Source organism: Mycolicibacterium arcueilense (assembly GCF_058536225.1).
Genome location: NZ_JBZTYL010000035.1, coordinates 152,515 through 175,674 on the forward strand (window position 1 = coordinate 152,515; position 23,160 = coordinate 175,674).

Below are 23,160 nucleotides of genomic sequence, written 5' to 3' on the forward strand. Positions count from 1 at the left end.
CACACCTGGGGAGGGACACCGTGAAGCGGTTGAGTGGGTGGGACGCGTTCCTGCTGTATACAGAGACGCCCAACGTGCATATGCACACGTTGAAGATCGCGGTCATCGCGCTCGACGACATGGGTGAGCGGACTTTCGGGATCGACGAGTTCCGGGAGGTGATCCGCGGGCGGCTGCACAAGCTCGACCCGTTCCGCTATCAGCTCGTCGACATCCCGTTCAAGTTCCACCACCCGATGTGGCGGGAGAACTGCGACGTCGACCTGGAGTACCACGTCCGGCCGTGGCGGGTACGTGCCCCGGGTGGGCGCCGCGAACTCGACGAGGCCATCGGTGAGATCGGCAGCACTCCGCTGGACCGTAGCCGGCCGTTGTGGGAGATGTACTTCGTCGAAGGCCTGGCCAACGGACGCATCGCCGTGGTCGGCAAGATCCACCACGCCCTGGCCGACGGGGTCGCCTCGGCCAATCTCCTGGCCCGCGGGATGGACCTGCGCGACGGACCGGACCGCGACGACGACTCGTATGCCACCGATCCAGCGCCGAGCAAGTCCGAACTCGTGCGCTCGGCGTTCGCCGATCACATGCGCCAGCTCGGCCGGCTGCCCGGGACCATGCGATACACGGCCAAGGGGTTCGGGCGGGTTCGACGCAGCAGCCGCAAGCTGTCGCCCGAATTGACCCGGCCGTTCACCCCGCCGCCCAGCTTCATGAACCACATCCTCGACGAGAAGCGCCTGTTCGCCACGGCCACACTGGCATTGGCCGACGTCAAGGAGACGAGCAAGAAGCTCGGGGTGACGATCAACGACCTGGTGCTGGCCATGTCGTCGGGGGCGCTGCGCACGTTGTCGCTCAAATACGACGGCAAGGCCGACCATCCGCTGCTGGCCTCGGTGCCGATGAGCTTCGACTTCTCGCCGGACCGCATCTCGGGTAACCGCTTCAGCGGTGTGCTGGTGGCACTGCCGGTGGATGTCGCCGACACCGCCGAGCGGGTGCAGCGGGCGCACGATGCAGCCGCGCTGGCGAAGGAAAGCCATCAACTGATCGGTCCGGAACTGATCGCGCGCTGGGCCGCGTACATGCCGCCCGCGCCCGTCGAGGCCGCATTCAAATGGCTGTCCCATCAGGACGGTCAGAACAAGGTGCTCAACCTCAACATCTCGAACGTTCCGGGACCTCGGGAACGCGGCAAGGTCGGCGGTGCCACCGTCACCGAGATCTATTCGGTCGGGCCGATCACGACGGGCAGCGGGCTGAACATCACAGTCTGGAGCTACGTCGATCAGCTCAACATCTCGGTGCTCTCCGACGACGCCACGGTTGACGATCCGCACGAGGTCACCGACGGCATGGTCGAGGAATTCCGCGAAATTCGCAGGGTCGCAGGGCTTTCGGAGAAGTTGACCGTGGTCGAGTCTGCGATGCCGCAGTAGGTGCGTAGGTAGGCAGACGGCTCTCCCTGCACCGCGAGCGTGCGTGTTTGCCTGCCGACACACCGTGCAGCAGCGACAGTTGCCGCACCCTCGCGCATTCGCAGATCGGCCGGGGTGCCGGATAAGCCGGCCAAAGGGAAGGATTCCACCCATGGACATCGGGGACTCGAGGTCCGGCGATCTCGCCGAGTTGCAGGAGGAGATCAGGCTTCGACTGATCGCCGGGTTCTGGGACTACCGCGGCTTGCTGGACTGGGTGTCCGATTCCGAAGTGCTGCAGCCTGACGACGCGGCGCTCCTGGTGGGATCGATGTGGGATGAGCGGGTGGCCGAGCAGGCCGCCTGGCTCGACACCGGTGATTACGGACGGCTGAAGGACGCGTTCACTCAGCTGGAATCGGAGGGCATCTCGGCCGGATGTGCTTCTCCTGTTGCATGACCTGTGGCACCAGCGAGATCGATGACGAGCGCACCCTCAATCCGAATCCGCCGGACTGGTATCGCTACCGCGAGTGGGCCTACACCTTCTTCCACGAGCAAGATGCACTGCGGCTCGGTGAATACCCGCCGCAATTGGCATTGGGATACAGCTCTTTTCGTGCGCATCCTGACTTGCCGGAGGCATTGGTCCAGGCGTCCTACGACGGCGACGAAGCGGCGACCGAGGAGGTAAAGGACCGTACCGACACCATGGTGGGGCAGCGAATCGTCGCAGTGGCCGAGAGTTTCGGTCTGACTACGTACTGGTCGGGGTCACGCCGCGAACGCATCGAAGTGGAGATCAAGGAGTGGCGCAAGCCGCTGTCACCCCGCGCGGCCGACGTGTCGCAGGAGCCGAACCGGAGCTGGGCGGCGCCGGTGCGGTGGCTGGGCGGTCTGTTGAAACCGCGTGGCGACGGTTTCTAGGGCCGCGGGTGCCCATCAGAGGTAGTATTTCTACAAATAAATCTTGGAGAAACTCCTCGGGAGGTTGCCGTGCGCGTCGAAGTCGACCTGGACCGTTGTGAAGGCAATGCGATCTGCGAGAAACTCGCGCCGCAGCTGTTTGAACTCGACGAGGACGACTACTCGGTCGTGAAGCTCGATCCGGTGCCGGCCGAGTTGGAAGCACTCGCCGCTCGTGCGATAGAGGAATGCCCGCGCGCGGCACTGCGGCGCGGCTGACCGGGTCCTCTATGCCTGTCGGTCAAATGGTCGATCCGCCCGCGCATCTCGGGAGAACTGGCTAGCCTCCGTGGCATGCCTGCCGCCGACATTGCCGATTTCATCGTCGTCGGTGCGGGTTCGGCCGGATCGATCGTGGCAGCCCGGCTGGCGTCGGCAGGTGCCGATGTGGTGCTGATCGAGGCCGGCGGCACGGATCACCGGCCCGACGTCCGCGTACCGACCGGGATTGCCTCGCTCTACATGACGGCGAACTGGAAACACCAGTGCGCACCCGACCCGAGCAAGGGCGACATCGCCGAGCACTTCCCCGGTGGCCGCATCATCGGCGGCAGCGGGTCGATCAACGCCATGGTCTACGTGCGTGGACGCGCTGCCGACTACGACGGTTGGTCCGAGGCTGGATGCGCGGGTTGGTCGTTCGATGTGGTTTTGCCGCATTTCAAGGCGATCGAGAACTGGGTCGGCGGCGGTGACGAGTATCGCGGCGACGCTGGCCCGATTCCGGTGTCGTGGTGTGGGCACCACCATGCGGTTGACGAGGCGTTCATCGCTGCCGCCGCCGAGGCCGGACATGACCTCAACCCGGACCAGAACGGCCGGTCGCAACTGGGCGTGTCCCGAACCCAGGTCAACCAGCGCCGGGGCCTGCGGGTCTCCTCGGCACGTGGCTTCCTCCGATCGCTGCCCCGAGATCGACGGCCGCGGCTGCTCGCCAGGACGACGGTGTCACGGGTACTCATCGAGAACGGTCGAGCCGTCGGCGTCGAGTGCGGGGGTCGCAAACTTATTGCCCGCCAAGAGGTTATCTTGAGCGCGGGCGCCATCGGCTCGCCGGCGCTGCTGTTGCACTCGGGTATCGGGCCCGCAGGCGCCGTACTCGACCTTCCCGGCGTCGGCGAGAACTTCCAGGACCACCTGGTCGGCACTCAGTTCTGGGAATCGAAGGTGCCCACGGCAAATACGCTCGGCCCGATCAGGGCGCTGAGGGGTGTCGGCTCACTGCTGCTCGGTGGCACCGGCATACTCACCATGTCGCCGTTCGAAGCCCAGATCTTCACCGACGATTTCCAAATCGCGGTCAGCCCCATACATTACGAGCTCGACGGGAGCACGGGGCGCACGGCCATCGAGCGCGTCGACGGGTTCACCGTCTACACCGTGCTCATGCATCCGAAGACCCGGGGCCGGGTCGGACTGCACGGCGGGAAGCCTCGGATCGAATTCGAGCGGTTGGGCGACGGGGACGACATCGATCGGCTGCGCAAGGGGATGAGCCACGCCCGTGACGTCGTCGAGGGAGCCTCGGCGATGAGAGGCATTGCGGGCGCGTACCTGAACACCGGCGATCAGGATCACGCATGGCTGGCCCGACGGGAGACCAGCATCGGCCATGCGGTCGGAACGTGCCGCATGGGTACCGACGACGCGTCGGTCGTGGACCCCGAGTTGCGCGTGCACGGCATCGACGGGCTCCGCGTCATCGACGCATCCGTCATGCCGACACTGACTTCGGGCAACACCAACGCGCCCACCATGATGATCGCCCACCGCGCCGCCGATCTCGTACTGCGCGGCGCCTGACGGGGTTACTGGATCGGCTCGTCGCCGAGCACCGTGGTGCGCAGCATGTGGCGGGGGGAGTTGGGTTCGTACGGCGCGGCGCGGTGCAGAACTCCCTGGTTGTCCCAGATGACGGTGTCGCCGACCGACCACTTGTGGCTGTACACCTTGTCTGCGGTGGTGGCGTGGGCGAGGAGCTCGGCGAGCAGGGCCCGGCCCTCGTCTCGGTCCATCCCGACGATGTAGTCCGCCGAAGCGCCCAGTACCAAAGACTTTCGCCCATTGCGGTGCGTCCATACCAGCGGGTTCTCGTGGGTGGGCCGGGCCTGCCAACGGCTCAGTTGATCGGGCGTCGGATCCGGATAGACCCGCCGCTGCGACGCTTCCAGGGAGTGGACCACCCGCAGCCCGCGATAGCGCTCCTTCTCGGCCGCATCGAGCGAGTCGTAGGCCGCATAGGTGTTCGCGAACTCGGTTTCACCTCCCCGTGCGGCGACCTCCAAGGCCGACAGCACCGTCGCCTTCTGCGGGCATTCGTCGTGCATGGGGGTGCACCCGTCGATATGCCAGTCGAACGTCGCCTTGAGGTATTCGGCGGCCTTGTTCTTCGTCTTGTCCAGCGTGATCGGGTAGATCCCCGAGACCGGGTGATGGCCGTCTGCCGAGCGGTCGATCTCGCCGAGGCGCTGTGAGAAAGCCACTTGGGCTTCGGGATCCAGATGCAGGTCGTGGAACACCAGCACCCCGTTGTCCTCCAGGGCGTCGAGCACCGCGGCTCCCAGGCTGTCGTCGGTGCCCAGGCGTTCGGGGTCGACGCCGACAACCTCGGCGCCCACCGAAGTGGTCAGCTTGTTGATGGTCAACACACTCATCGGGTGCGTCCTTTCGGTGTTCGGTGGTGTTACGGCCGTGGCTCGCCGGTGCGGATCATCACGGCGTCGGCGGAATCGGTCGGCGCCGGTTGGTGCATGATCTCCACCGACATGGCGACCATGATCAGCGAATAGATCAGGTGCAGCAGGTTCAGCGCATCGTCGGGAATGTCGTCGAGCGGAAACTTGTCGCAGTACTCGATCGCTTCTTCGACGCGCGGGAAGAAGGCGTCGTAGAACTGATGCATCTCCGGCATGGTGCTGGCCAGGCGACGATCCCACCGTTCGGTCTCCGTTGGCAGGCACCAGATCTCGGCGTAGGGCTCCAGCTCGGCGAAGGCGCTGGGGAGTCGGGGCGAGGTCATGCTCATGCTCCCGCCGGCGTGCGGTCGCGCTGATAGTCCTCGACCCAGTCGACCGCCATCTTGTGGAGGTGCCGCACCAGGATCTCCTGATCGTTGAGCGGGTACTCGTCGATGACGTCGTATTCGAGCGCGGCCTGGGTGCCGCCGAGCATGCCGGCGTCCTGCAGGGCGAACTCCTTGAGCACCACGGCGGCCACCTCGTGCTCGACCCGCTCCCGCACCGTGCGGGCCGGGTGGAAGTAGGTGAACGCCTCGTAGCGGTGGGTGTTGTGCGACGTCGGCCAATAGCGGTAGAGCAGGTACCAGCCGCCGTAGATCAGGATCTCCAGATTCGGGAAGATCTGGAAGTTGCTGATGCCCCACGGCTCGATGTTGCCCGGGTTGAGCCCGTGCATCGGTAGCTCGCCGATATCGGGGGTGCGCCACGGACCCACCAGGCCACTCTGGGTGGCCCGCTCGATCGGGTACATGTATTCCGGTGCCAGCAGCCAGCGTCGGGTGCCGGCGGTCGAAACGAGCCGGTGTGGACCGTCGAGCTGAAAGTGTCCACAGGTGAAGCCGGCGTTGGGATCCCGCACCTCCGGAGGCACCTGCTGGGTGTGCAGCGACGGCACGTGGTAGTACTCCTGGAAGGCATCGGCGAAGATCTTCCAGTTGCTGTTGTTGTGCGCCACCCAGTCGTATCGCTCGCTGAGTTTGTCGAACGGGTAATCGTCGAGTGCGGTCACCATGGGGCCGAGGAAGTCGCGCAGGCTCTGGCGCGGTTCGCGGCCGAGGTTGACGAACACGAAGCCGGCCCAGACGTCGCAGTGCACCGGAACCAGCCCGTAGTCATCAGGGTTCAGGTCGGTGAAGCGGTCGGCGTCGGGCAGCGATACCAGCCTTCCGTCCAGGCCGTAACGCCAGCCGCAGTGTCGGCATTCGAACTCGGCTCCGGTACTGCGTAATTCGGTGGCGCGGAAGTCCGGGGGCACCAGCGTGTGCCCGCGCCTGCGGCACAGATTGTGGAAGGCGCGGATACCGCCGTCGTGGTCTCTCACCAGAAGCAGCGACGCTTCGGCGGCCTCGATCTGCCGGGTGATGAAACTGCCGACCTCGGGCGTCTCCTCGACCCGGCTGATGTTGAGCCAGGCCCGCTTGAAGATGGCCTCCCGCTCCAGGGCATAAAACTCTTCGGAGATGGAGTCCCGGAACGGGATCGGTCCCGTACCCAGATCGGGATAGTGTTCGGTCCAGGAGCCCTCAGCCGGCTTGGGCCACTTGGTTGCCATGTGAACCTCCGTGTGACTAGTGCGTTTTGGGACTGCTCGGACGGCTCGGGAGCCGTTACATCACGGCGCCGCCGTTCACCCCGAGGGTTTGGCCGGTGATGAAACCGGCCTCCTCGGAGCACAGGAACCCCACGGCGGCAGCGATATCCGCACCGGTGCCGAGCCGGCCGAGCGGGATGTTGGCGGCGATCGTCTCATTGGGCGGCAGGTAGCCCGCGGCTTGCGACTGGTGCTGCATCGGGGTCTCGATACCCGATGGTGGGATGTTGTTGACCGTGATGCCGTGCGCGGCGTATTCGCGCGCCAGCGATTTCGTCAGGGTCAAGAGAGCGCCTTTGGAGGCGGCGTAGTGGGCTGCGAACGGGGTGCCGCGCTGCGCGCTCGACGAGGAGATCATCACAATACGACCCCACCCCGCCTCGACCATGTCCGGCAGGGCCACCTGGCAGCAGCGGAACGTCCCGCTCAGATTCACGTCGATCATCTGGGCCCAGGACTGTTCCGTGATGTCGGCGAACGAGGCGTACCCGAACATGCCCGCGCTCGTCACCAGGACGCCGACCGGCCCGAGCTCGCTGCGCACCTTGCCGAAGGCCTCTTCCACCGCGGCCCGGTCGGTGATGTCGGCGCCGACCGCGAAGGCGGTGGCGCCGGCCGACCGCAGGTCGTCGGTGACGCGTTGGGCGGCATCGGCATTGACGTCGAGCACAGCGACCTTGTGGCCGCGTCGTCCCAACTCGTGGCACGTCGACTCACCCATTCCCGACGCCCCGCCCGTCACCACGGCGACCCTGCTCATACTTGCTTTACTCATAGACCACTCTCACTCGGCGGCTGGTGGGCAGCGCCTGGCACGTCACCACCCACCCCTCGGCAATCTCGTCGTCGTCGAGGGCATCGTTGTTGAGCATGCGCGCGCTGCCCTCGACCACCTGAGCTATACATGTTCCACACGAACCGGTTTCGCAGGAGGACGGCGCCTTCAGGCCGGCCAGGCGCGCCGTCTGCAGCAGGGTGTTGCCCGCTCGGTACGGCGCGGTGATCGTGCTGCGGCCGAGTTCGATGGTCACCTCTTCGGTGACCACGGGTTCGGTCAGGTCGGGCGGTGGGATCGCGGCGACGCTGAACCGCTCCAGATGCACCTGCTGCCTGGGGATTCCGGAGTCGAGCAGGACGCGTTCGACGGTGTCCATGAACGGGGCGGGTCCGCAGACGTAGTAATCGGTTTCAGTCCGGCTGTCGTCGGCGATGAAGTCAGCGATGTGTTGCGGCGAGACGACGCCGTCCAGATCGTCGAGATGATGGTGCACCTCAACGCGCTCGCTGTGGCTGTCGACGAGGGCGGCCAACGCCTCCCGGAAGATCACCGAGTCGAGATTGCGGTTGGCGTAGAACAGTCGAGTCCTGCGGGTGGTGGCGGCCAGCGCCGACTGCACCAACGAGAACACGGGGGTGATGCCGCTGCCGCCGGCGAAGGTGACGACGTTGCGTTCGCTTGCGGTGAGGACAAAGCGGCCCTCGGGTGGTGCGATGTGCAGTTCATCGCCGATGCCCACGGTGTCGTTGACCCAGTTGGAGACCAGGCCGTCGCGATCACGCTTGACGGTGATCCGCAGATCGGGATCGACGGCCGGCGACGACGACATCGAGTAGCACCGACGGTGTTCGGCCCCATCGATTCTCGCCCGGATGGTAACGAATTGCCCTGCCTCATAACGGAACTGATCTCGGTTCGGCTCGGGTATGTCGAGAACCAGGGACACCGCGTCGGAGGTCTCCCTGATCACCTGCTTGATCGGCACGGGGGTGAACCCGTCGGCGTCGATCACGTCGGCGGATTCCATGCGTGGTGTCGTAGTCGATGTCTCCATCGCGGCCAACAATATCAAGTACTTGTCATTAATCTCAAGTGGTAGATATCAACGACGGTATGGCGGCATGGCCGACTCCGGTCGATACGCGCGGGCCGCACGTTTGCGCCGCCATTTTGCCTGGTGGGCGCGCTCGATTACCCGTCGGTAAGTCTGAGGCTCTAGGCTGCGGTCCGACGCTCGCGGTGATTGTGCCGCTCTACCTGCCGCACCACCCCGAGGACACCTTGATGGCGATCGCCGATGTTCCCGCCTACCTGCATCTCAGCAGTGAGGATGTCGAAGAGATCGCCTATGAACTCGACGTCATCCGCCGAGACGTCGAGGAGTCCCTCGGGGCGCAGGACGCGGCCTACATCCGGCGGGTGATCCATTTCCACCGCGCGCTCGACGTCGCGGCGCGACTGACGATCGCCGGCACCCGGTCGAAGACCGGATGGTTGGTGGGCACGTGCGCACTGGCATATGCGAAGTCCATCGAGAACATGGAACTCGGCCACAACATCTCCCACGGCCAGTGGGACTGGATGAACGATCCCGAGATCCACTCCAACACCTGGGAGTGGGACATGGTCGGACATTCCGCGCAGTGGCGGTACTCGCACAACTACCGGCACCACGTGTACAGCAACGTGCTCGGGATGGACGAGGACATCGGCTACCGCCTGCATCGGGTCACCACCGACCAGCCGTGGCGCTGGGTCCACTTGGCGACCCCGGTGCGAAACCTGGTGCTGGCCGCGATGTTCGAATGGGGCATTGCCCTGCACGGCCTGCACTCCGAGCGTCTGCGCCACGAGACGGCAGACGGTCTGGCCGTGGAGAAGCGGAAGTTCTTCGGCAAGATCGCCCGCCAGCTGAGCAAGGATTATGTGGTCCTGCCCGCCCTCAGCCTGCGCCGGTGGCGCCGGACCCTGGCAGCCAACATCACCGCGAATGTGGTCCGGAACCTTTGGGTGTACGTGAACATCATCTGCGGGCACATCCCTGACGGCGCCGAGACGTTCGACCCTGCGGTGGTCACCGACGAGACCAAAGGCGAGTGGTATCTGCGGCAGATGGTCGGGACCGCGAACTTCAACGCGAGCCGGCTGCTGGCGTTCTCAGGCGGTCACCTGTGCTATCAGATCGAGCATCACCTGTTCCCCGACCTGCCGAGCAACCGCCTCCCCGAGGTCAGCGTTCGCGTACGGCAACTGTGCGAGAAGTACGACCTGCCCTACAACACGGCATCGCTTCCGCGCCAGTACTTCCGGACACAGCGGATCATCCACGGGTTGGCGTTTCCCGACTGGATGCTGAGCATCGGCCGCCGACGCCGCACATAGTCCTGGTTGCGCCCACCGGGAGACGTCATGGGTCGATGTGATCGGAGTGCGGGGTGTGGCCCGTGCCCTGTTCGATCACCCGACGCAGCAGTGCCTTCAGCTGCTCCTGCTCCTCGTCAGTGAGCACGCCGAACACCCGCTCATGGGCGGCGACTGCGTCGGCGACCACCGCCGAGGCCACCGCGCGCCCCTCGTCGGTGAGGAAGACCTGCAGGATGCGTCCGTGCTGGGGATCCTGTTTGCGCTCGACCAGGCCCCGCTTCTCCAGCGCGGTGAGCGCGAGCTGCACGCCCTGCGGGGTGATCAGCAGGCGACGGGCCAACTCGGCGCCGGACAGGCCCGGCTGATTGGTCAGCTGGCGTAGGACACCGATCTGGGCCGTGGTGACCCCGTGTTCTTTGACCGACTCGTTGACCTCGGTGAGCGAGAAGTAGAACGCCTGCTTGAGCCACCACAAGGTGTTCTCGGTGAGGTCCATGCTCTCGTCTCCTGCCGTGCCCGTCACTTTCGACGCTAGCGCACAGTGCTATCTGTGCTTGACGACGCTGCCGTCCTTCATCACGAACCGCACATCGAGCGTCGTCGCGATGTCCACGCTGGGATCGCCCGCAACGGCGACGACGTCGGCCAGGTACCCGGGTGCCAGCCGGCCCAGCTCGTCGGCGGCATCGACCAACTCTGCGGCCACCAGCGTCGCTGCCTGCAACGCCTGCATCGGGGTCATGCCGCGTTCGACGAGGGCAACCAGTTCCTTGGCGTTCTCGCCGTGCGGGATCGCCGGGGCATCGGTGCCGCAGGCGACACGCACGCCTGCCGCGATGGCCTTGGGCAGCATGGCCTTTGCCCGTGGGAAGACGTCGAGGGCCTTCTTACGCAGCTCGGGCGCGATGCGGTCGATGGCCATCGCGTCGGTGAGATAGGTGGTGGAAACCAGGAACGTGCCGTGGTCGACCATCATCTGGATCGTCTCGTCGCTGGCCAGGAATCCGTGTTCGATGCAGTCGATACCGGCGCGGATGCAGGCCTGGATCGCGGTGTCCCCGACCGCGTGGGCAGCGACCTTGACGCCTGCGCGGTGGGCCTCGTCGGCGATCGCGGCGAACTCGGCATCGGAATACTGCTGGGCGCCGGGTGCGGTGCTGTGGGACATCACGCCACCGGAGGCCGAAACCTTGATCAGCTTGGCGCCGTGGCGGATCTGGTAGCGCACGCACGCGATGACGTCGGGCACCCCGTTGGCGATGCCCTCGGCGACCGACAGCGGCATGATGCCCGGTGCCAGCCGCTGGAAGACCGTGGGGTCGAGATGTCCGCCGTAGGGGGTGACGGCGTGGCCGGCCGGATAGATGCGGGGCCCTTGATGCCAGCCCTGGTCGATGGCGCGCTGCAGTGCGACGTCGAGCAGGTAGCCGCCGGTCTTGACCATCAGGCCCAGGTTGCGGACAGTGGTGAACCCGGCGTCCAGCGTGGTGCGGGCGTTGACCGCGCCGCGCAGCGTCCGGTACGCCGGATCGTCCTGCACGCCGTGCATCGGGGTCGGCAGGCCGCCGGGATTGCCCGGACCGCCGATCAGCAGGTTGAGCTCCATGTCCATCAGCCCGGGCAGCAGAGTGGTATCGCCCAGATCGATGACGGTGGCCGAATCCGGCAGTGGTCCTTCGGGGTTGATGTCCTTGATGCGGTTGCCCTCGATCACTACGACCGCGGGAGACCGGACCTGGCCGTCGGCCACGTCCACCCAACGGGCGGCGCGCAGAATCGTCGTCGAGGCTTCGGTTTGGGTCACGGCACGGGCTCAGCGACGCAGTCCAACGATGTCGCACCGGAATCAGGTACCCGAGGCTGCTTCCAGCACTCCACCGGGAACGACACCGTGATCATCGAGTACAGCAGGTGCATCAGGTTGAGCACGTCCTCGGGTAAATCGTCGAGGCTGAACTTGTCGCAGAAGCTGATCGCTTCCTCGGCCCGCGGCGTGATCGCGTCGTAGAAGGCCTGCATCTCGGTCATGGTGGAAGCCAGCCGCTTGGCGTAGCGCTGCGGTTCACTGGGCAGGCACCAGTCTGAAAACTGTTCCAGGTCAGCGAATTCAGCGGGTAGTTGGGTGCTCATCGGTTCACACTCCTGCGGTCTTGCGCTGGTAGTCGTCGATCCAGGCCGCGGTCTCCTTGTGCAGGTGACGTAGCAGAATCTCCTGATCGCAGAGCAGGAACTCGTCGACCACCCGGGTCTCGATGGAGCTCTGCGTCGCCTCCAGGGTGTTGGCGTCCTGCAGTCCGTACTCCTTGAACGAGACGGCGGCCAACTCCTGGCCCAACCGCTCCCGCGGCGTGCGCGGCTGCGGGAAGTACAGCGTGCACTCGAAGGTGTGCGTGTTGAACGACGTCGGCCAGTAGTGGTACGTCAGATACCAGCCCTGGCCCCAGAACAGCACGACAAAATTGGGGAACAGCTGGAAGGAGTCCAGCCCCCACGGATCGCACTTGGCGGGGTTCAGCCCGGCCGGCATCTCGCCGAGATCCGGCTTCTCCCACGGGCCGAAAAGTCCGCTCTGGCAGATGTCTTCCATCGGCTTGCGCATCTCGTCGGGCATCTCCCACGCCCGGACACCGGACGTGCTCACCAGCCGGTGCGGCCCTTCGATCCGGTAGTGCGGTGCCTCGAAACCGGACTCCGCGGCGGCCTTCGAGTAGGCGGTCGGGGATTGGTTCGCGTGCAGGATGGGGGCGTGGTAGAACTCCTGGAAGGCGTCCATGTACAGCTTCCAATTCGCCTTCACCTCAGAGCGATAGGTGAATCGTGAAGTCATCTTGTCGAACGGGTAGCCCTCCAGATCGGTGATCATCGGGCCCAGGAATTCGCGGAGAGATTGTTCGGGGGCTTCAGTATTGCTGGCGAAGTTGACGAAGATGAACCCCTCCCACACCTCGCAATGCACGGGGACCAGGCCGTAGCGGCTCTTGTCCAGGTCGAAGAACTCGGCCTCCTGCTGGACGAAGGTGAGCTCGCCGTCCAGGTCGTAACGCCAGGCGTGGTACTTGCAGGTGAACTGCCGGCACACCCCGCTGGTCTCCTCCAGCGGCATGTCGTCCCACACCAGTTTGTTCCCCCGGTGGCGGCAGACGTTGTGGAACGCCTTGACCTCCCCGGACTTGCCGCGCACCACGATGATCGAGGTGTTGGCGGCCTTCATCTCCCGGGTGAAATAGCTGCCCTTGCGTGAAAGCTGTTCGACGCGACCGACATTCAGCCATGCGCGTTTGAAGATCGCCTTGCGCTCCAGCTCATAGATCTCCGGGCTGATCGAGTCTTCGTAGGACACCGGGCCGGTGCCGAGCTCCGGGTAGTGCTGAGTCCAGCTGCCTTCAGCCGGCTTGGGAAACCGAGCCATGCTCGCTCCTAAAGAGATGTGGTTCGACCGATGATGCCGACATGGGGCTGCGATGCCGGCCAGGGGCTTCAGGCTCGACGGTAGACGGCGGTTTCGTCAATGACAAGTAGTTGATACTCTGAATTCGACTGAGGCGGGAGAGTCTGGATGGATCAGCATCTTGGGGAGTACCTGGGAATCGAGGCCGACTGGTCGCTCGACGGCGACCCTGCCGACACCGTGGAGGTGATCTCGCCGCATACCGAGCAACCCATCGCCCGGGTGGCGGCGGCCGGGCCGGCCGAGGTGGACGCCGCCGTGGCGGCCGCCCGTGCGGCCATCGATCACGGGCCGTGGCCACGTCTCGACCCAGCGGAGCGCATCGCGGCGGTGCGGCGCCTCGCCGAGGCCTACGCCGGCCGACGCGGTGAGATGGCCCAGCTGATCTCGGCCGAGATGGGTGCGCCGATCACTTTCGCCCAACGGGCGCAGGTCGGACTGCCGACGATGATGATGTCCGCGTTCAGCGACCTCGCCGAGACCTACCTCTGGCAGGAGACCCGCACCGGTTTCTTCGGATCGGACGTACGTATCCAGAAGCAACCGGTGGGCGTCGTCGCCGCCATCGTGCCCTGGAACATGCCGCAGTTCCTGATCGTCACCAAACTGGTGCCGGCGCTGCTGGCCGGGTGCGCCGTGGTACTCAAACCCGCCCCCGAATCCCCATTGGATGCACTGCTTTTAAGCGACATGCTCAAAGAGATCGGCCTGCCCGACGGCGTCGTCTCCGTCGTCCAGGGGGATGCCGCCGTCGGTGCCCGTCTGGTCGGTCATCCCGGCGTCGACAAGGTCTCGTTCACCGGCTCCAGCGCCGCGGGCCGGGCCGTCGCAGCAGCCGCCGCGGCCAACCTGACCAAGGTCAGCCTCGAGCTCGGCGGCAAGTCGGCGGCGATCATCCTCGATGACGCCGACCCGGCGACAGTCGCAGCCGGGGTGCGCTCGGCCAGCCTGTCCAACAGCGGCCAGATCTGCAACGCGCTGACCCGCATCGTCGTCCCGGCCTATCGGGAACACGAATTCGTCGACGCCCTGGCCGACCGGATGAACGCACTCGTCGTGGGCGATCCCGCCGATCCCGCCACCGAGCTCGGGCCACTCGTGTCCCGACGCCAACAGCAACGCGTGCGTGACTACATCGACCTCGGCCGGCGCGAGGGCGCCCGTCTGGTCTGCGGCGGCACCGATCTGCCCGCCGGTGTGGACACCGGCTGGTACGTCCGGCCCACGCTGTTCGCCGGCGCTGACAACTCGATGCGCATCGCCCGCGAAGAGATCTTCGGTCCCGTCCTCACGGTGATCGGATACCGGGATGAGGACGAGGCCGTCGCGATTGCCAACGACTCCGATTACGGCCTGGCCGGCTCGGTGTGGACGGCCGATCCAGACCGGGGAATCGGGATCGCCGAGCGTGTACAAACCGGGACTTTCGGGGTAAACCAGGGGTACACGATGGATCCGTTCGCACCGTTCGGCGGTATCAAGGACAGCGGCTACGGCCGCGAACTCGGCCGTGAAGGGCTCGACGGGTACCTCGAGACCAAGTCCATCGCCGTCGCGGCCACCCGGTGATCGAGAGGGAATGACGATGACCACTACTACGTCGCCCAGGATTCCTGCGGCTGAGCGCATCGCGGTGCGATGCGTCGATTCCGACGTGCATCCCGTGCCCCGGCGGGGCGAGCTCGGTCAGTACATCCCCGAGCCGTGGCGGTCCCGATACTTCAACACCCACGACGTCGGCGACCTGATCTACTACGACGCTCCCGACTACGCGCATGCCTACGCAATGCGTACCGATTCCTTCCCGTCCGACGGCGAATTCGCCGGCAGCGACCCCGATCTCGCGTTCCGGCAGCTGATCATGGAGGCCGGAGCGGACATCGCCGTCCTGGAACCCGCGGCGTACTCGGCCCACATTCCCGAGGCCAACCATGTGATGAACTGCGCGCTGAACGACTGGCAGGCCAATCACTGGCTCGACAGCCACAACAACTGGCATGAGCGCTGGCGCGGATCCATCTGCCTGGCAGTCGAGGCGCCGGAGTTGGGGGCGCAGGAGATCGAGCGGTGGGCCGGCCATCCCTACATGGCGCAGATCCTGATCAAGGCCGAGCCGCGTCCGTCGTGGGGTGACCCGAAGTACGACCCGATCTGGGCCGCGGCGACCAAGCACGACATCACCGTGAGCTGCCACCTGTCCCGCGGCGAGTACGACGAACTCCCACTCCCGCCGGTCGGGTTGCCCAGCTACAACCACGACTTCATGGTCACGTACTCGCTGCTGGCGGCCAACCAGGTGATGAGCCTGATTTTCGACGGGGTTTTCGACCGCTTCCCGACGCTGCGGGTGGTGTTCGTGGAGCATGCGTTCACCTGGATCCTGCCTTTGATGTGGCGGATGGATGCCATCTACGCGAAGCGTAAGAACTGGATGGACATCAAGCGCAAGCCGTCGGAGTACGTCAAGGACCACATCAAGTTCACCACCCAGCCGTTGGATTATCCCGAGGACAAGACCGAACTGTCCCGGGCCTTCGAGTGGATGGAGTGCGAGAAGATCCTGCTGTTTTCCAGCGATTACCCGCACTGGACGTTCGACGATCCCCGCTGGCTGGTCAAGCATCTGCCCGAGCACGCCCGCGAGCCCATCATGTTCCGCAACGGCATCGAGACCTACAAGCTGCCCGAGACCGTTCCGGTGCTCGAGGGGCAGGTTCGCGTCTTCTGAGACTTGGCGCGTGCAGGGCGGGGCGTCAGGGCAGCTTGATGGCCGATACGTACATCTCGACCATGGGCCGGTAGAGGTCGACATCGTCGAGTTCGCTGCCCAGAACCACCGAGTCGCTGGTGGCGATGAGAACTTGGGCGAACGTCTTCGGCGGTATCAGCAGGGTGCCGCCGAATTGCTCGATGCCGTTGACGATGAACTTCGCCAGCGCGTCGACAACCTCCGAACGCTTGGCGGCGACACGGTCTCGTGACTCCGGGTTTCGCCGGAGGTAGAGCGTGAACTCATGCCCCAAGGCGGCGTGCTCGGCGCCGCGGTCTTGGCTCAATTGCCGCCAGCGCTTTGCGATCTCGTCGCGTTCACGCGCACCGACCTGTTTCGCGCTCGACATCACCTCGGCGAAATTGTCGAAATAGCGTCGCCAATAGCGGTCACTCACCGCCAGGAACAGGTCTTCCTTGGTCGTGAAGTGCTTGTAGATGGCGCCCTTGGTGTAACCGGCGGCTCGTGCGATGTCATCGAGTGTGGCTGGGGCAAAACCTTTTTCGGCAAATACCTCTTCGGCGGCGTCGAGCAGTACCGAACGCGTGTGCTCCAGTCTGCGTTCTCGGGTCCAGCGCTCCACCATGGCAGAATTCTGCCACAGAATCTGAGTGACCTATTGGAATCTCAGATACCCATGAGTATATTTGCACCCGTTGGCCGGCCTCACACCACCGGCTGTCTCCACGATCGCCAAGGGGAAACCGAACATGAGTGATCTGTCCAAGAAGCCTGCTGTCACCGAATCGGTCGGCGGCATCGCCGAACTCGGAAAGCAAGGTCCGCCGTCGTCGAATGCGTACAGGATCTGGGCGACCGTCGGCGGCGTGTTCCTGCTGGTGACGTTGTACGTGTTCACCCGGTGGGTGACCGGCCCCTATTTCGAGCCGGTGTCGGGCGGCCCGAGTGAGCCACCGATGTATATGAAGATCCCGCTGATGGCCAACGCTGTGGTCCTATGGGTGGGTCTGCCGTTTGCCTTGTGGTTCTTCATTATTCGGCCTTGGATGCGGGAGCGGCGGATCACGCTCGACGGCATGCTGCTCGTGTCGATGGGTCTGATGATGTTCCAGGATCCGATGCTCAACTACTACAGCACCTGGTGTACGTACAACGCCTGGCTGTTCAACCAGGGGTCGTGGGCGCCGTACATTCCGGGCTGGGTGGCGCATGAGGAACCGGGCCACACGGTGCCCGAACCGCTGCTGACCAACATCCCCGGCTATGCGTACGGGGTCTTGCTGCTCACCATCGTCGGCTGCGCGATCATGCGAAAGATCAAGAACCGTTGGCCTGGGATCACCAATCTGCGGCTGGTCTTGGTCACCTATGCGATCGCCTTCGTCTTCGACTTCGTCATGGAGGCCCTGATCATGTTGCCGATCGGGTTCTACTCCTATCCCGGCGCCATCCAGTCCTTGTCGTTCAACGCCGGCACCTACTACCAGTGGCCGATCTACGAGGGGCTGATGTGGGGTGGTGTCCAGACCGCGCTGGTCTGCCTGCGCTTCTTCACCGACGACCGCGGCCGCACCGTGGTCGAACGGGGAATCGACCGGGTCCGCGGCGGGTTCGTGAAACAACAGTTCGTCCGCTTCCTGGCCATCTTCGGTGGTGTCAGCGCGTGCTTCTTCCTCTTCTACAACGTTCCCGCGACCTGGCTGGGCATGCACGGGGATGCGTGGCCCGAAGATGTCCAGAAGCGCTCGTACTTCAACCCCGGGATCTGCGGCGAAGGGACTGACCGGCCGTGCCCGAATCCTGACCTGCCGCTGCCGACCAAACACTCGGGGTATGTGAACCACGAAGGCGAACTGGTGCTGCCGGATGGGGTGAGCATCCCGCCCGTGGTGCCGATCCAAAGGCCCGAAAAGTGATGACGGTCAGTAAGTTTCGGTCGACCGCCGAATCAGGAATACAGCCGCCGTTCTATCGGCCCGCGGGCGGGGAGGTGGAGACCTTCCGGGCGGCCGCCCGCCGCGGGGCGCCGGTGCTCCTCAAAGGCCCCACCGGGTGTGGCAAGACCCGTTTCGTCGAGGCGATGGCTCACGAACTCGGTCGCGAGCTCATCACCGTCGCCGGGCACGAGGACATGACATCTGCCGATCTGGTGGGGCGCTTCCTGCTCAAGGGCGGCGAAACAGTCTGGGTGGACGGCCCGTTGACCAGAGCGGTGCGAGACGGCGCCATCTGCTACCTCGACGAGATCGTGGAGGCGCGTCAGGACACCACGGTGGTCATCCATCCGCTCGCCGACCACCGGCGTGAGTTGCCGATCGACCGGCTGGGCACCACCTTGTCCGCAGCGCCCGGCTTTCAACTGGTGATCTCCTACAACCCCGGCTACCAGAGCATCCTGAAGAGCCTCAAAGACTCGACCCGGCAACGCTTTGTCGCGATCAGCCTCGACTTCCCGACAGCCGAGATCGAGACCGAGATCGTCGCCGTCGAGGCTGGAATCGACTCATCCACCGCTGCGTCGCTGGTCGCCCTCGGAGCCGCCATCCGGCGCCTTGACGGCTCCGCACTGAGCGAGGTGGCCTCGACCCGCATGCTGATTCTCGCCGGCGGTCTCGTCGCCGAAGGACTCAACCTGCGCGACGCTGTCCAGTCCGCGGTGGTCGAGGTGCTGTCCGACGATCCCGATGTGATCCGGGGACTCGGAGAACTCGTCGACGCAGTCCTGCCACCACCGTGAGCACCGACCTCCCGGAACCGCATCACTTTCGGTTTCTGGCCGGTTTCCTCGCCGGGCGGCCGGTCGAGGTGGCCGTCGCGCGCGCGAACGAGCCTGCGTACACCGACGGGCAGACGATCTTCGTGTCGGCGAGCGCGGATCGGGACCGGCAGCGTCGCGAGGCTCTGGTCCAGAGCGCGCTCCTCGGAGCCGGAAGCCTCGACAGTCAGTACCTCAAGCAGCTGCGGGCGCGGCCCTCGCTGGCGCGCCGGTATCTGGGGGTCGAAGGCCATCGTGTCCTGGCTGAACTCAGCCCGCGGATTGCCCTGGCGGCATCGGTCGCCCCCACCGCGGCGGCACAGTCGACCAGCTGCGAGGAGTCGCTGCAGATCGCCCTGGGCAGAACCGAACTCGACCCGCCTCCCGATTGGTTCGGGACGATCAAACCAGCCAAACTGATCCGCACCCGCGGCGAAGCTGGTTCCCCGGCGACCGCTGCCGACGTCCGGATGAGCGTCGAGCACACCGACGCGTCAGACATGGATGACGACGATGACGACGACGGACCGGCCGAGAAGAGTTGGATCCTCAAACTGTTCGAGGCTCCCACCGGTATGCAGGCGCCCGCGAAGTTCTTGCGGACGCTCTTCGGCAGCTCCCGCTCGTCCGGAAGCGAGGGCGCCGGGGGCGAGGTGGGCGTCGGCGCGATACGAAGGACATCGCGCGCCGGGGTGAACGCGCGGCCGGCACCGACGCCGATCCGCTTCGTCGGTGCCAACCGGCCGGGCGCCGCACTCACGGTCGGTGGCGCCCTGTATCCGGAATGGAACGTTTTCGGCGCCCGGTATCGGGAGAACTGGTGCCGCGTGATCGATCATCCGATCACCGCCCCGGCGGATGTCTCAACCGTTCGGGTGGCCCGCGACGCGGTGCTGCGACGCAGGCTGGCACGAGTCAGACTCGGGCCCAAAGTGTTACGCGCCCGCGCGGACGGGGACGACGTGGACATCGAGGCCATGATCGACCTGTTCGTCGATCTGCGCTCTGGCCATTCACCGCCCGAGCATGTGTACACCGAGCGTCGCCGACTCGCGCGCAATCTCGGTGTGCTCATCCTCCTCGACGCATCGGGATCAGCGACCGACGCCGACGGCGAAGGCCTTGCCGTCCATGAGCACCAACGTCGCGCGGCAGCGACGCTGGCTGCGACGCTCGAGGAACTCGGTGATCGCGTCGCTGTCTACGGCTTTCGTTCACAGGGCCGCCGCGCGGTGCACCTGCTCGCCGTCAAGACCTTCGGGCAACGCTTCGGCGCTCGCGAACGGACCCGGCTCGCCCAACTACAACCCTTCGGCTATACCCGCCTGGGAGCCGGAATCCGCGGCGCCGGCGAGATCCTCAAAAGCCAAGCGGGAACACCACACCGGCTGCTGCTCGTACTCTCCGACGGGTACCCGTACGACGACGGCTACGAGGGACGATATGCCCAGGCCGACGCTGCCAAGGCCCTCGAAGAACTGCGGGCCGACGGCGTGGCCTGCCTGTGCCTGTCCATCGGCGCACCCGCCGAACCCGACGCGCTCGATCAGGTCTTCGGGCCGGCCAGTCACGCCGGGGCCGCTACGTTGTCGGAGCTGAGCCCGAGGATGGATGAGCTGTTCTTGTCCGCACTGGCAGAGCTGGCTGCTCCGAAGCCACGGTGAGGTCAGGGGCTGATCAACAGCATGCATTGTCGTCGCGTCCGGCTTTGCGTAACAACGTCTTGAGTTGCCGCTGTTCGGTGGGCGTCAGCCGGTCGAGCACCCGCTGATCGGCGATGTGCACGGCTTCCTCGGCGCGGGTGAGCAACGCCCGGCCAGACGCAGTGAGTTCGGCGGGCAGTGCTTTACCTGCCGCCGCGGCATCAGGGCGATGAACAGCGCCCGCGGCTTCCAGCCGGTGCAGCAACTGGTTGGTCGCCTGCGCGCTGACGTTGGTGAAGCGAGCCAGTTCGGCGCTGGTGAGCCCGGGATTCAGCGAGATGATCCGCAGGCAGACGAACTCCGCCAGGCCGAGTCCCATCGGGGCGAGAACTGCGACCGCCTCTGGACGCAGCGTTGCAGCCACGCGGTGCAGCAGATATCCCAGCGGCTCGCCGTCCGAGGCAGTCATAGCTGGCATCTTCACACGCGCCGACCCCGCCGACCATCCGGACCGACCGCACCGTTTCGCCCAGAGCTCAACGAGTTCTCAGCCAGATCTCATTGAATTGGTCCCGACTCGAGCGTATCAAGGAACTTGATACACCTGCCGGGCCGCGTTCCTGCGGTCCGGTTGAAACCTGGAAAAAGGATGTGTGACATGGGTTTTGGAGGATTTGGTGGTGGCTGGGGTCCGGCGGGATTCGGCGGCGGCTGCGGCCATGAAGGACAGGGCGGTTTCGGCCCGGGAGGGTTCGGCGCGGGGGGCTTCGGCGGAGGTTTCGGCGGCCCCGGGTTCGGTAGGGGTTTCGGGCCGGGCTTCGCACTCAAGCGTGCTGCGGTTGGCACCGCGGCCCTGCTGCTCGACGGGCCGGCCACCGCTGAACAGATCGTCGAGCGCACCACCGAGGCCACCGGCGGCGCCTTCACCCCGCCGCTGGACATCGTCGAACTGGCCATCTCAGGACTGGCCGGCCGCGGTGTGGTCACCGTCTCCGACGGGGTCGCCACACTGACTGAATTCGGCACCCAGCTGCTGGCCTGGCGTGGTGTCACCAGCGAGACCGCGCACACGCTGTTGGGTAAGGTCGGCAAGTTCGCCGACGTCATCAAGATCCGTACGGGCCTGCACGAGGTGGCGGGTCTGGCCCGCACCATCGCGTTCACGGGCACCGACGAGCAGAAGGCCAAGCTCGGTGAGGTTCGGACGAACCTGCTCGCGGCGATCACCGAGGCGAAGAAGGCTCTCCACGGAGTGCTGGCCGAAAGCTGAAATCCTCTCCGAGACTACGGTTTGTGACGCAATTTCGGTTGACCGCATCAGAAACCGTAGTCTCGGCGGGCCGGCTGGGCCGTCTCAGCGCAGCACTGAGCCCGGATTGAGGATGCCGAGCGGGTCGAGGGCATCTTTGATGCGTCGGGTCAGCTCGATCACGTCGTCGCCGAGTTGCAGTGGCAGCCAATCCCTTTTGAGTCGGCCGATACCGTGTTCGCCGGTGATGGTGCCGCCCATGGCGATGGCCAGTTCCATCACCCGGGCGAATGCCTGACGGGCGCGCTCGCTCATATCCGGATCGTCGGCGTCGAACACCACCACCGGGTGGGTGTTCCCGTCCCCGGCATGAGCGACGACGCAGATCAGCACGTCGCAATCCTCGGCGATGTGTTTGATACCGGCCAGCAACGCCGGTAGGTCGGGAATCGGCACGGTCACGTCCTCGAGATAGAACGTGCCCAGCTGCATCAGGGCCAGGCCCACCAGCCGCCGGGCCGCCGTCAAGGCAGCGCCTTCCGCGGCGTCATCGGTCGCGTAAACCTCGGTGGCCCCGGACTTCTCGCAGGCCTCGACGATGTGGGCGATCTCCTCGGCCGCCGCGCCCGGTGCATCCGACTGGACCAGCAGCAGCGCCTGCGCCGAACGGTCCAGGCCCATGCGGCGGTAGTCCTCGACCGCGTTGATGGTGGCGTGGTCCATCAGCTCCAGCATCGCGGGCCGCACTTTGGCCGTGATCGCCACGACGGCGTCGGCGGCGTCCTCCACCGAGGCGAACACCGCGACCACGGTCGACGCCGGAGGCTGCGCCGGGATCAGCCGCAGCGTGAGTTCGGTGATCACCCCGAGAATTCCTTCGGAGCCGACGAACAACTTGGTGAGCGACAACCCGGCGACGTCCTTCAACCGCGGTCCGCCCAACCGGACGGCGGTGCCGTCGGCCAGCACCACCTGCATGCCCAGTACGTAATCGCTGGTGACCCCGTACTTCACACAGCACAGTCCACCGGCATTGGTCGCCGCGTTCCCGCCGATCGAGGAGATCTCGACAGAGCCGGGGTCGGGCGGGTACCACAGGCCGTACTCGGCGGCGGCCTTCTTCACCTCGGAGTTCAGCAGACCGGGTTGCACCACTGCGGTGCGGTTCGCGGTGTCGATGTGGATCTGCCGCATCCGTTCGGTGCTGAGGATGATGCCGCCGTCGACGCCGTTGGCGCCGCCCGCGAGCCCGGAACCCGCACCTCGGGCCACCACGGCAACACGGTGTGCGCTCGCCCACCGCAGTACGGCCTGCACATCCTCGGTGCTGGTGGCCCGCACCACGGCTCGCGGCACCCCGGCCTCGGGATCGAGAGCGGCGTCGCGCCGATACCCCTCGATCACGGCCGGGTCGGTGAGTACCGCGCCGTCGGGTAGGTCGGCGGCCAGCGTTGCGATCTCGGTGTCCGGTGCGGACAT

General features: G+C 65.6%; 22 protein-coding genes and 1 pseudogene. 11 read left to right on the forward strand and 12 right to left on the reverse strand.

Annotated features, from left to right (window positions below; all coding sequences use genetic code 11):
• The first annotated feature begins 20 nt into the window (after positions 1-20).
• The 4 genes and pseudogenes from AC4LGL_RS30295 to AC4LGL_RS30310 all read left to right on the forward strand — a co-directional run bounded on the left by AC4LGL_RS30295 (position 21) and on the right by AC4LGL_RS30310 (position 4,187).
• A complete protein-coding gene (locus tag AC4LGL_RS30295) occupies positions 21-1,439 on the forward strand; it encodes a WS/DGAT/MGAT family O-acyltransferase (protein ID WP_491841973.1) in 1,419 nt (472 codons plus the stop codon).
• A gap of 151 nt (positions 1,440-1,590) precedes the next feature.
• Positions 1,591-2,345: pseudogene (locus AC4LGL_RS30300) on the forward strand (DUF6891 domain-containing protein).
• 69 nt (positions 2,346-2,414) lie between these two features.
• Positions 2,415-2,603 carry a ferredoxin gene (locus AC4LGL_RS30305; RefSeq protein ID WP_166907787.1) on the forward strand — a complete coding sequence of 63 codons (189 nt, stop codon included), beginning with the start codon at positions 2,415-2,417 and terminating at the stop codon, positions 2,601-2,603.
• A gap of 75 nt (positions 2,604-2,678) precedes the next feature.
• Complete coding sequence (locus AC4LGL_RS30310; protein ID WP_491841974.1) at positions 2,679-4,187, forward strand: GMC family oxidoreductase; 1,509 nt, start codon at positions 2,679-2,681, stop codon at positions 4,185-4,187.
• Between the two features lie 5 nt (positions 4,188-4,192).
• On the opposite strand, the gene AC4LGL_RS30315 is transcribed toward AC4LGL_RS30310, so the two are convergent.
• From AC4LGL_RS30315 to AC4LGL_RS30335, 5 genes are read right to left on the reverse strand one after another with little or no spacing between them, the layout of a single operon-like run.
• Positions 4,193-5,038: a TauD/TfdA dioxygenase family protein gene (locus AC4LGL_RS30315; RefSeq protein WP_491841975.1), complete on the reverse strand. Its 846-nt coding sequence runs from the start codon at positions 5,036-5,038 to the stop codon at positions 4,193-4,195.
• A gap of 29 nt (positions 5,039-5,067) precedes the next feature.
• Positions 5,068-5,403, reverse strand: a complete 336-nt coding sequence (locus AC4LGL_RS30320; RefSeq protein WP_491841976.1) for a hypothetical protein — start codon at positions 5,401-5,403, stop codon at positions 5,068-5,070.
• Between the two features lie 2 nt (positions 5,404-5,405).
• Positions 5,406-6,674 (reverse strand): aromatic ring-hydroxylating oxygenase subunit alpha, encoded by a 1,269-nt coding sequence (locus AC4LGL_RS30325; protein ID WP_491841977.1) that lies wholly within the window; start codon positions 6,672-6,674, stop codon positions 5,406-5,408.
• 55 nt (positions 6,675-6,729) lie between these two features.
• Entirely contained in the window at positions 6,730-7,473 is a 744-nt protein-coding gene (locus tag AC4LGL_RS30330; RefSeq protein ID WP_491841978.1) for an SDR family NAD(P)-dependent oxidoreductase, read from the reverse strand.
• A gap of 7 nt (positions 7,474-7,480) precedes the next feature.
• A complete protein-coding gene (locus AC4LGL_RS30335; RefSeq protein ID WP_491841979.1) occupies positions 7,481-8,545 on the reverse strand; it encodes a 2Fe-2S iron-sulfur cluster-binding protein in 1,065 nt (354 codons plus the stop codon).
• A 230-nt stretch (positions 8,546-8,775) separates the two neighbouring features.
• On the opposite strand from AC4LGL_RS30335, the gene AC4LGL_RS30340 reads away from it, so the two are divergent.
• A complete protein-coding gene (locus tag AC4LGL_RS30340; protein ID WP_491842016.1) occupies positions 8,776-9,873 on the forward strand; it encodes a fatty acid desaturase family protein in 1,098 nt (365 codons plus the stop codon).
• 25 nt (positions 9,874-9,898) lie between these two features.
• Here the strand turns inward: AC4LGL_RS30340 and AC4LGL_RS30345 are convergent, their stop codons facing one another.
• From AC4LGL_RS30345 to AC4LGL_RS30360, 4 genes are read right to left on the reverse strand one after another with little or no spacing between them, the layout of a single operon-like run.
• Positions 9,899-10,351, reverse strand: a complete 453-nt coding sequence (locus AC4LGL_RS30345) for a MarR family winged helix-turn-helix transcriptional regulator (RefSeq protein WP_491841980.1) — start codon at positions 10,349-10,351, stop codon at positions 9,899-9,901.
• A 48-nt stretch (positions 10,352-10,399) separates the two neighbouring features.
• Positions 10,400-11,659 carry a metal-dependent hydrolase family protein gene (locus AC4LGL_RS30350; RefSeq protein WP_491841981.1) on the reverse strand — a complete coding sequence of 420 codons (1,260 nt, stop codon included), beginning with the start codon at positions 11,657-11,659 and terminating at the stop codon, positions 10,400-10,402.
• Positions 11,656-11,985: a hypothetical protein gene (locus tag AC4LGL_RS30355; RefSeq protein WP_491841982.1), complete on the reverse strand. Its 330-nt coding sequence runs from the start codon at positions 11,983-11,985 to the stop codon at positions 11,656-11,658. The genes AC4LGL_RS30350 and AC4LGL_RS30355 overlap by 4 nt, the downstream gene beginning before the upstream one ends.
• Positions 11,986-11,989: 4 nt before the next feature.
• Positions 11,990-13,264 carry an aromatic ring-hydroxylating oxygenase subunit alpha gene (locus AC4LGL_RS30360; protein ID WP_491841983.1) on the reverse strand — a complete coding sequence of 425 codons (1,275 nt, stop codon included), beginning with the start codon at positions 13,262-13,264 and terminating at the stop codon, positions 11,990-11,992.
• A 147-nt stretch (positions 13,265-13,411) separates the two neighbouring features.
• Here AC4LGL_RS30360 and AC4LGL_RS30365 point away from each other — a divergent pair, with 147 nt between their 5' ends.
• Both AC4LGL_RS30365 and AC4LGL_RS30370 read left to right on the forward strand, forming a co-directional pair.
• Positions 13,412-14,872, forward strand: a complete 1,461-nt coding sequence (locus AC4LGL_RS30365; RefSeq protein WP_491841984.1) for an aldehyde dehydrogenase — start codon at positions 13,412-13,414, stop codon at positions 14,870-14,872.
• Positions 14,873-14,888: 16 nt separating this feature from the next.
• Positions 14,889-16,031 carry an amidohydrolase family protein gene (locus AC4LGL_RS30370; protein WP_491841985.1) on the forward strand — a complete coding sequence of 381 codons (1,143 nt, stop codon included), beginning with the start codon at positions 14,889-14,891 and terminating at the stop codon, positions 16,029-16,031.
• A 25-nt stretch (positions 16,032-16,056) separates the two neighbouring features.
• Here the strand turns inward: AC4LGL_RS30370 and AC4LGL_RS30375 are convergent, their stop codons facing one another.
• Complete coding sequence (locus AC4LGL_RS30375; RefSeq protein WP_491841986.1) at positions 16,057-16,659, reverse strand: TetR/AcrR family transcriptional regulator; 603 nt, start codon at positions 16,657-16,659, stop codon at positions 16,057-16,059.
• Positions 16,660-16,783: 124 nt separating this feature from the next.
• Between AC4LGL_RS30375 and AC4LGL_RS30380 the strand changes: the two genes are divergently transcribed.
• The 3 genes from AC4LGL_RS30380 to AC4LGL_RS30390 are packed head-to-tail and all read left to right on the forward strand — an operon-like array spanning position 16,784 to position 20,453.
• Positions 16,784-17,950, forward strand: coding sequence for a spirocyclase AveC family protein (locus AC4LGL_RS30380; RefSeq protein WP_491841987.1), 1,167 nt, complete (start codon positions 16,784-16,786; stop codon positions 17,948-17,950).
• On the forward strand, positions 17,950-18,771 hold the full coding sequence (locus AC4LGL_RS30385) for a CbbQ/NirQ/NorQ/GpvN family protein (protein ID WP_491841988.1): 822 nt from the start codon (positions 17,950-17,952) through the stop codon (positions 18,769-18,771). The genes AC4LGL_RS30380 and AC4LGL_RS30385 overlap by 1 nt, the downstream gene beginning before the upstream one ends.
• Positions 18,768-20,453 (forward strand): nitric oxide reductase activation protein NorD, encoded by a 1,686-nt coding sequence (locus tag AC4LGL_RS30390; protein ID WP_491841989.1) that lies wholly within the window; start codon positions 18,768-18,770, stop codon positions 20,451-20,453. Before AC4LGL_RS30385 ends, AC4LGL_RS30390 begins: the two co-directional genes overlap by 4 nt.
• A gap of 13 nt (positions 20,454-20,466) precedes the next feature.
• Here AC4LGL_RS30390 and AC4LGL_RS30395 read toward each other — a convergent pair whose 3' ends face one another.
• Positions 20,467-20,901: a MarR family winged helix-turn-helix transcriptional regulator gene (locus AC4LGL_RS30395; protein ID WP_491841990.1), complete on the reverse strand. Its 435-nt coding sequence runs from the start codon at positions 20,899-20,901 to the stop codon at positions 20,467-20,469.
• Positions 20,902-21,090: 189 nt separating this feature from the next.
• Between AC4LGL_RS30395 and AC4LGL_RS30400 the strand changes: the two genes are divergently transcribed.
• Complete coding sequence (locus AC4LGL_RS30400; RefSeq protein ID WP_491841991.1) at positions 21,091-21,702, forward strand: hypothetical protein; 612 nt, start codon at positions 21,091-21,093, stop codon at positions 21,700-21,702.
• 84 nt (positions 21,703-21,786) lie between these two features.
• Here AC4LGL_RS30400 and AC4LGL_RS30405 read toward each other — a convergent pair whose 3' ends face one another.
• Entirely contained in the window at positions 21,787-23,160 is a 1,374-nt protein-coding gene (locus tag AC4LGL_RS30405; RefSeq protein WP_491841992.1) for an FAD-binding oxidoreductase, read from the reverse strand.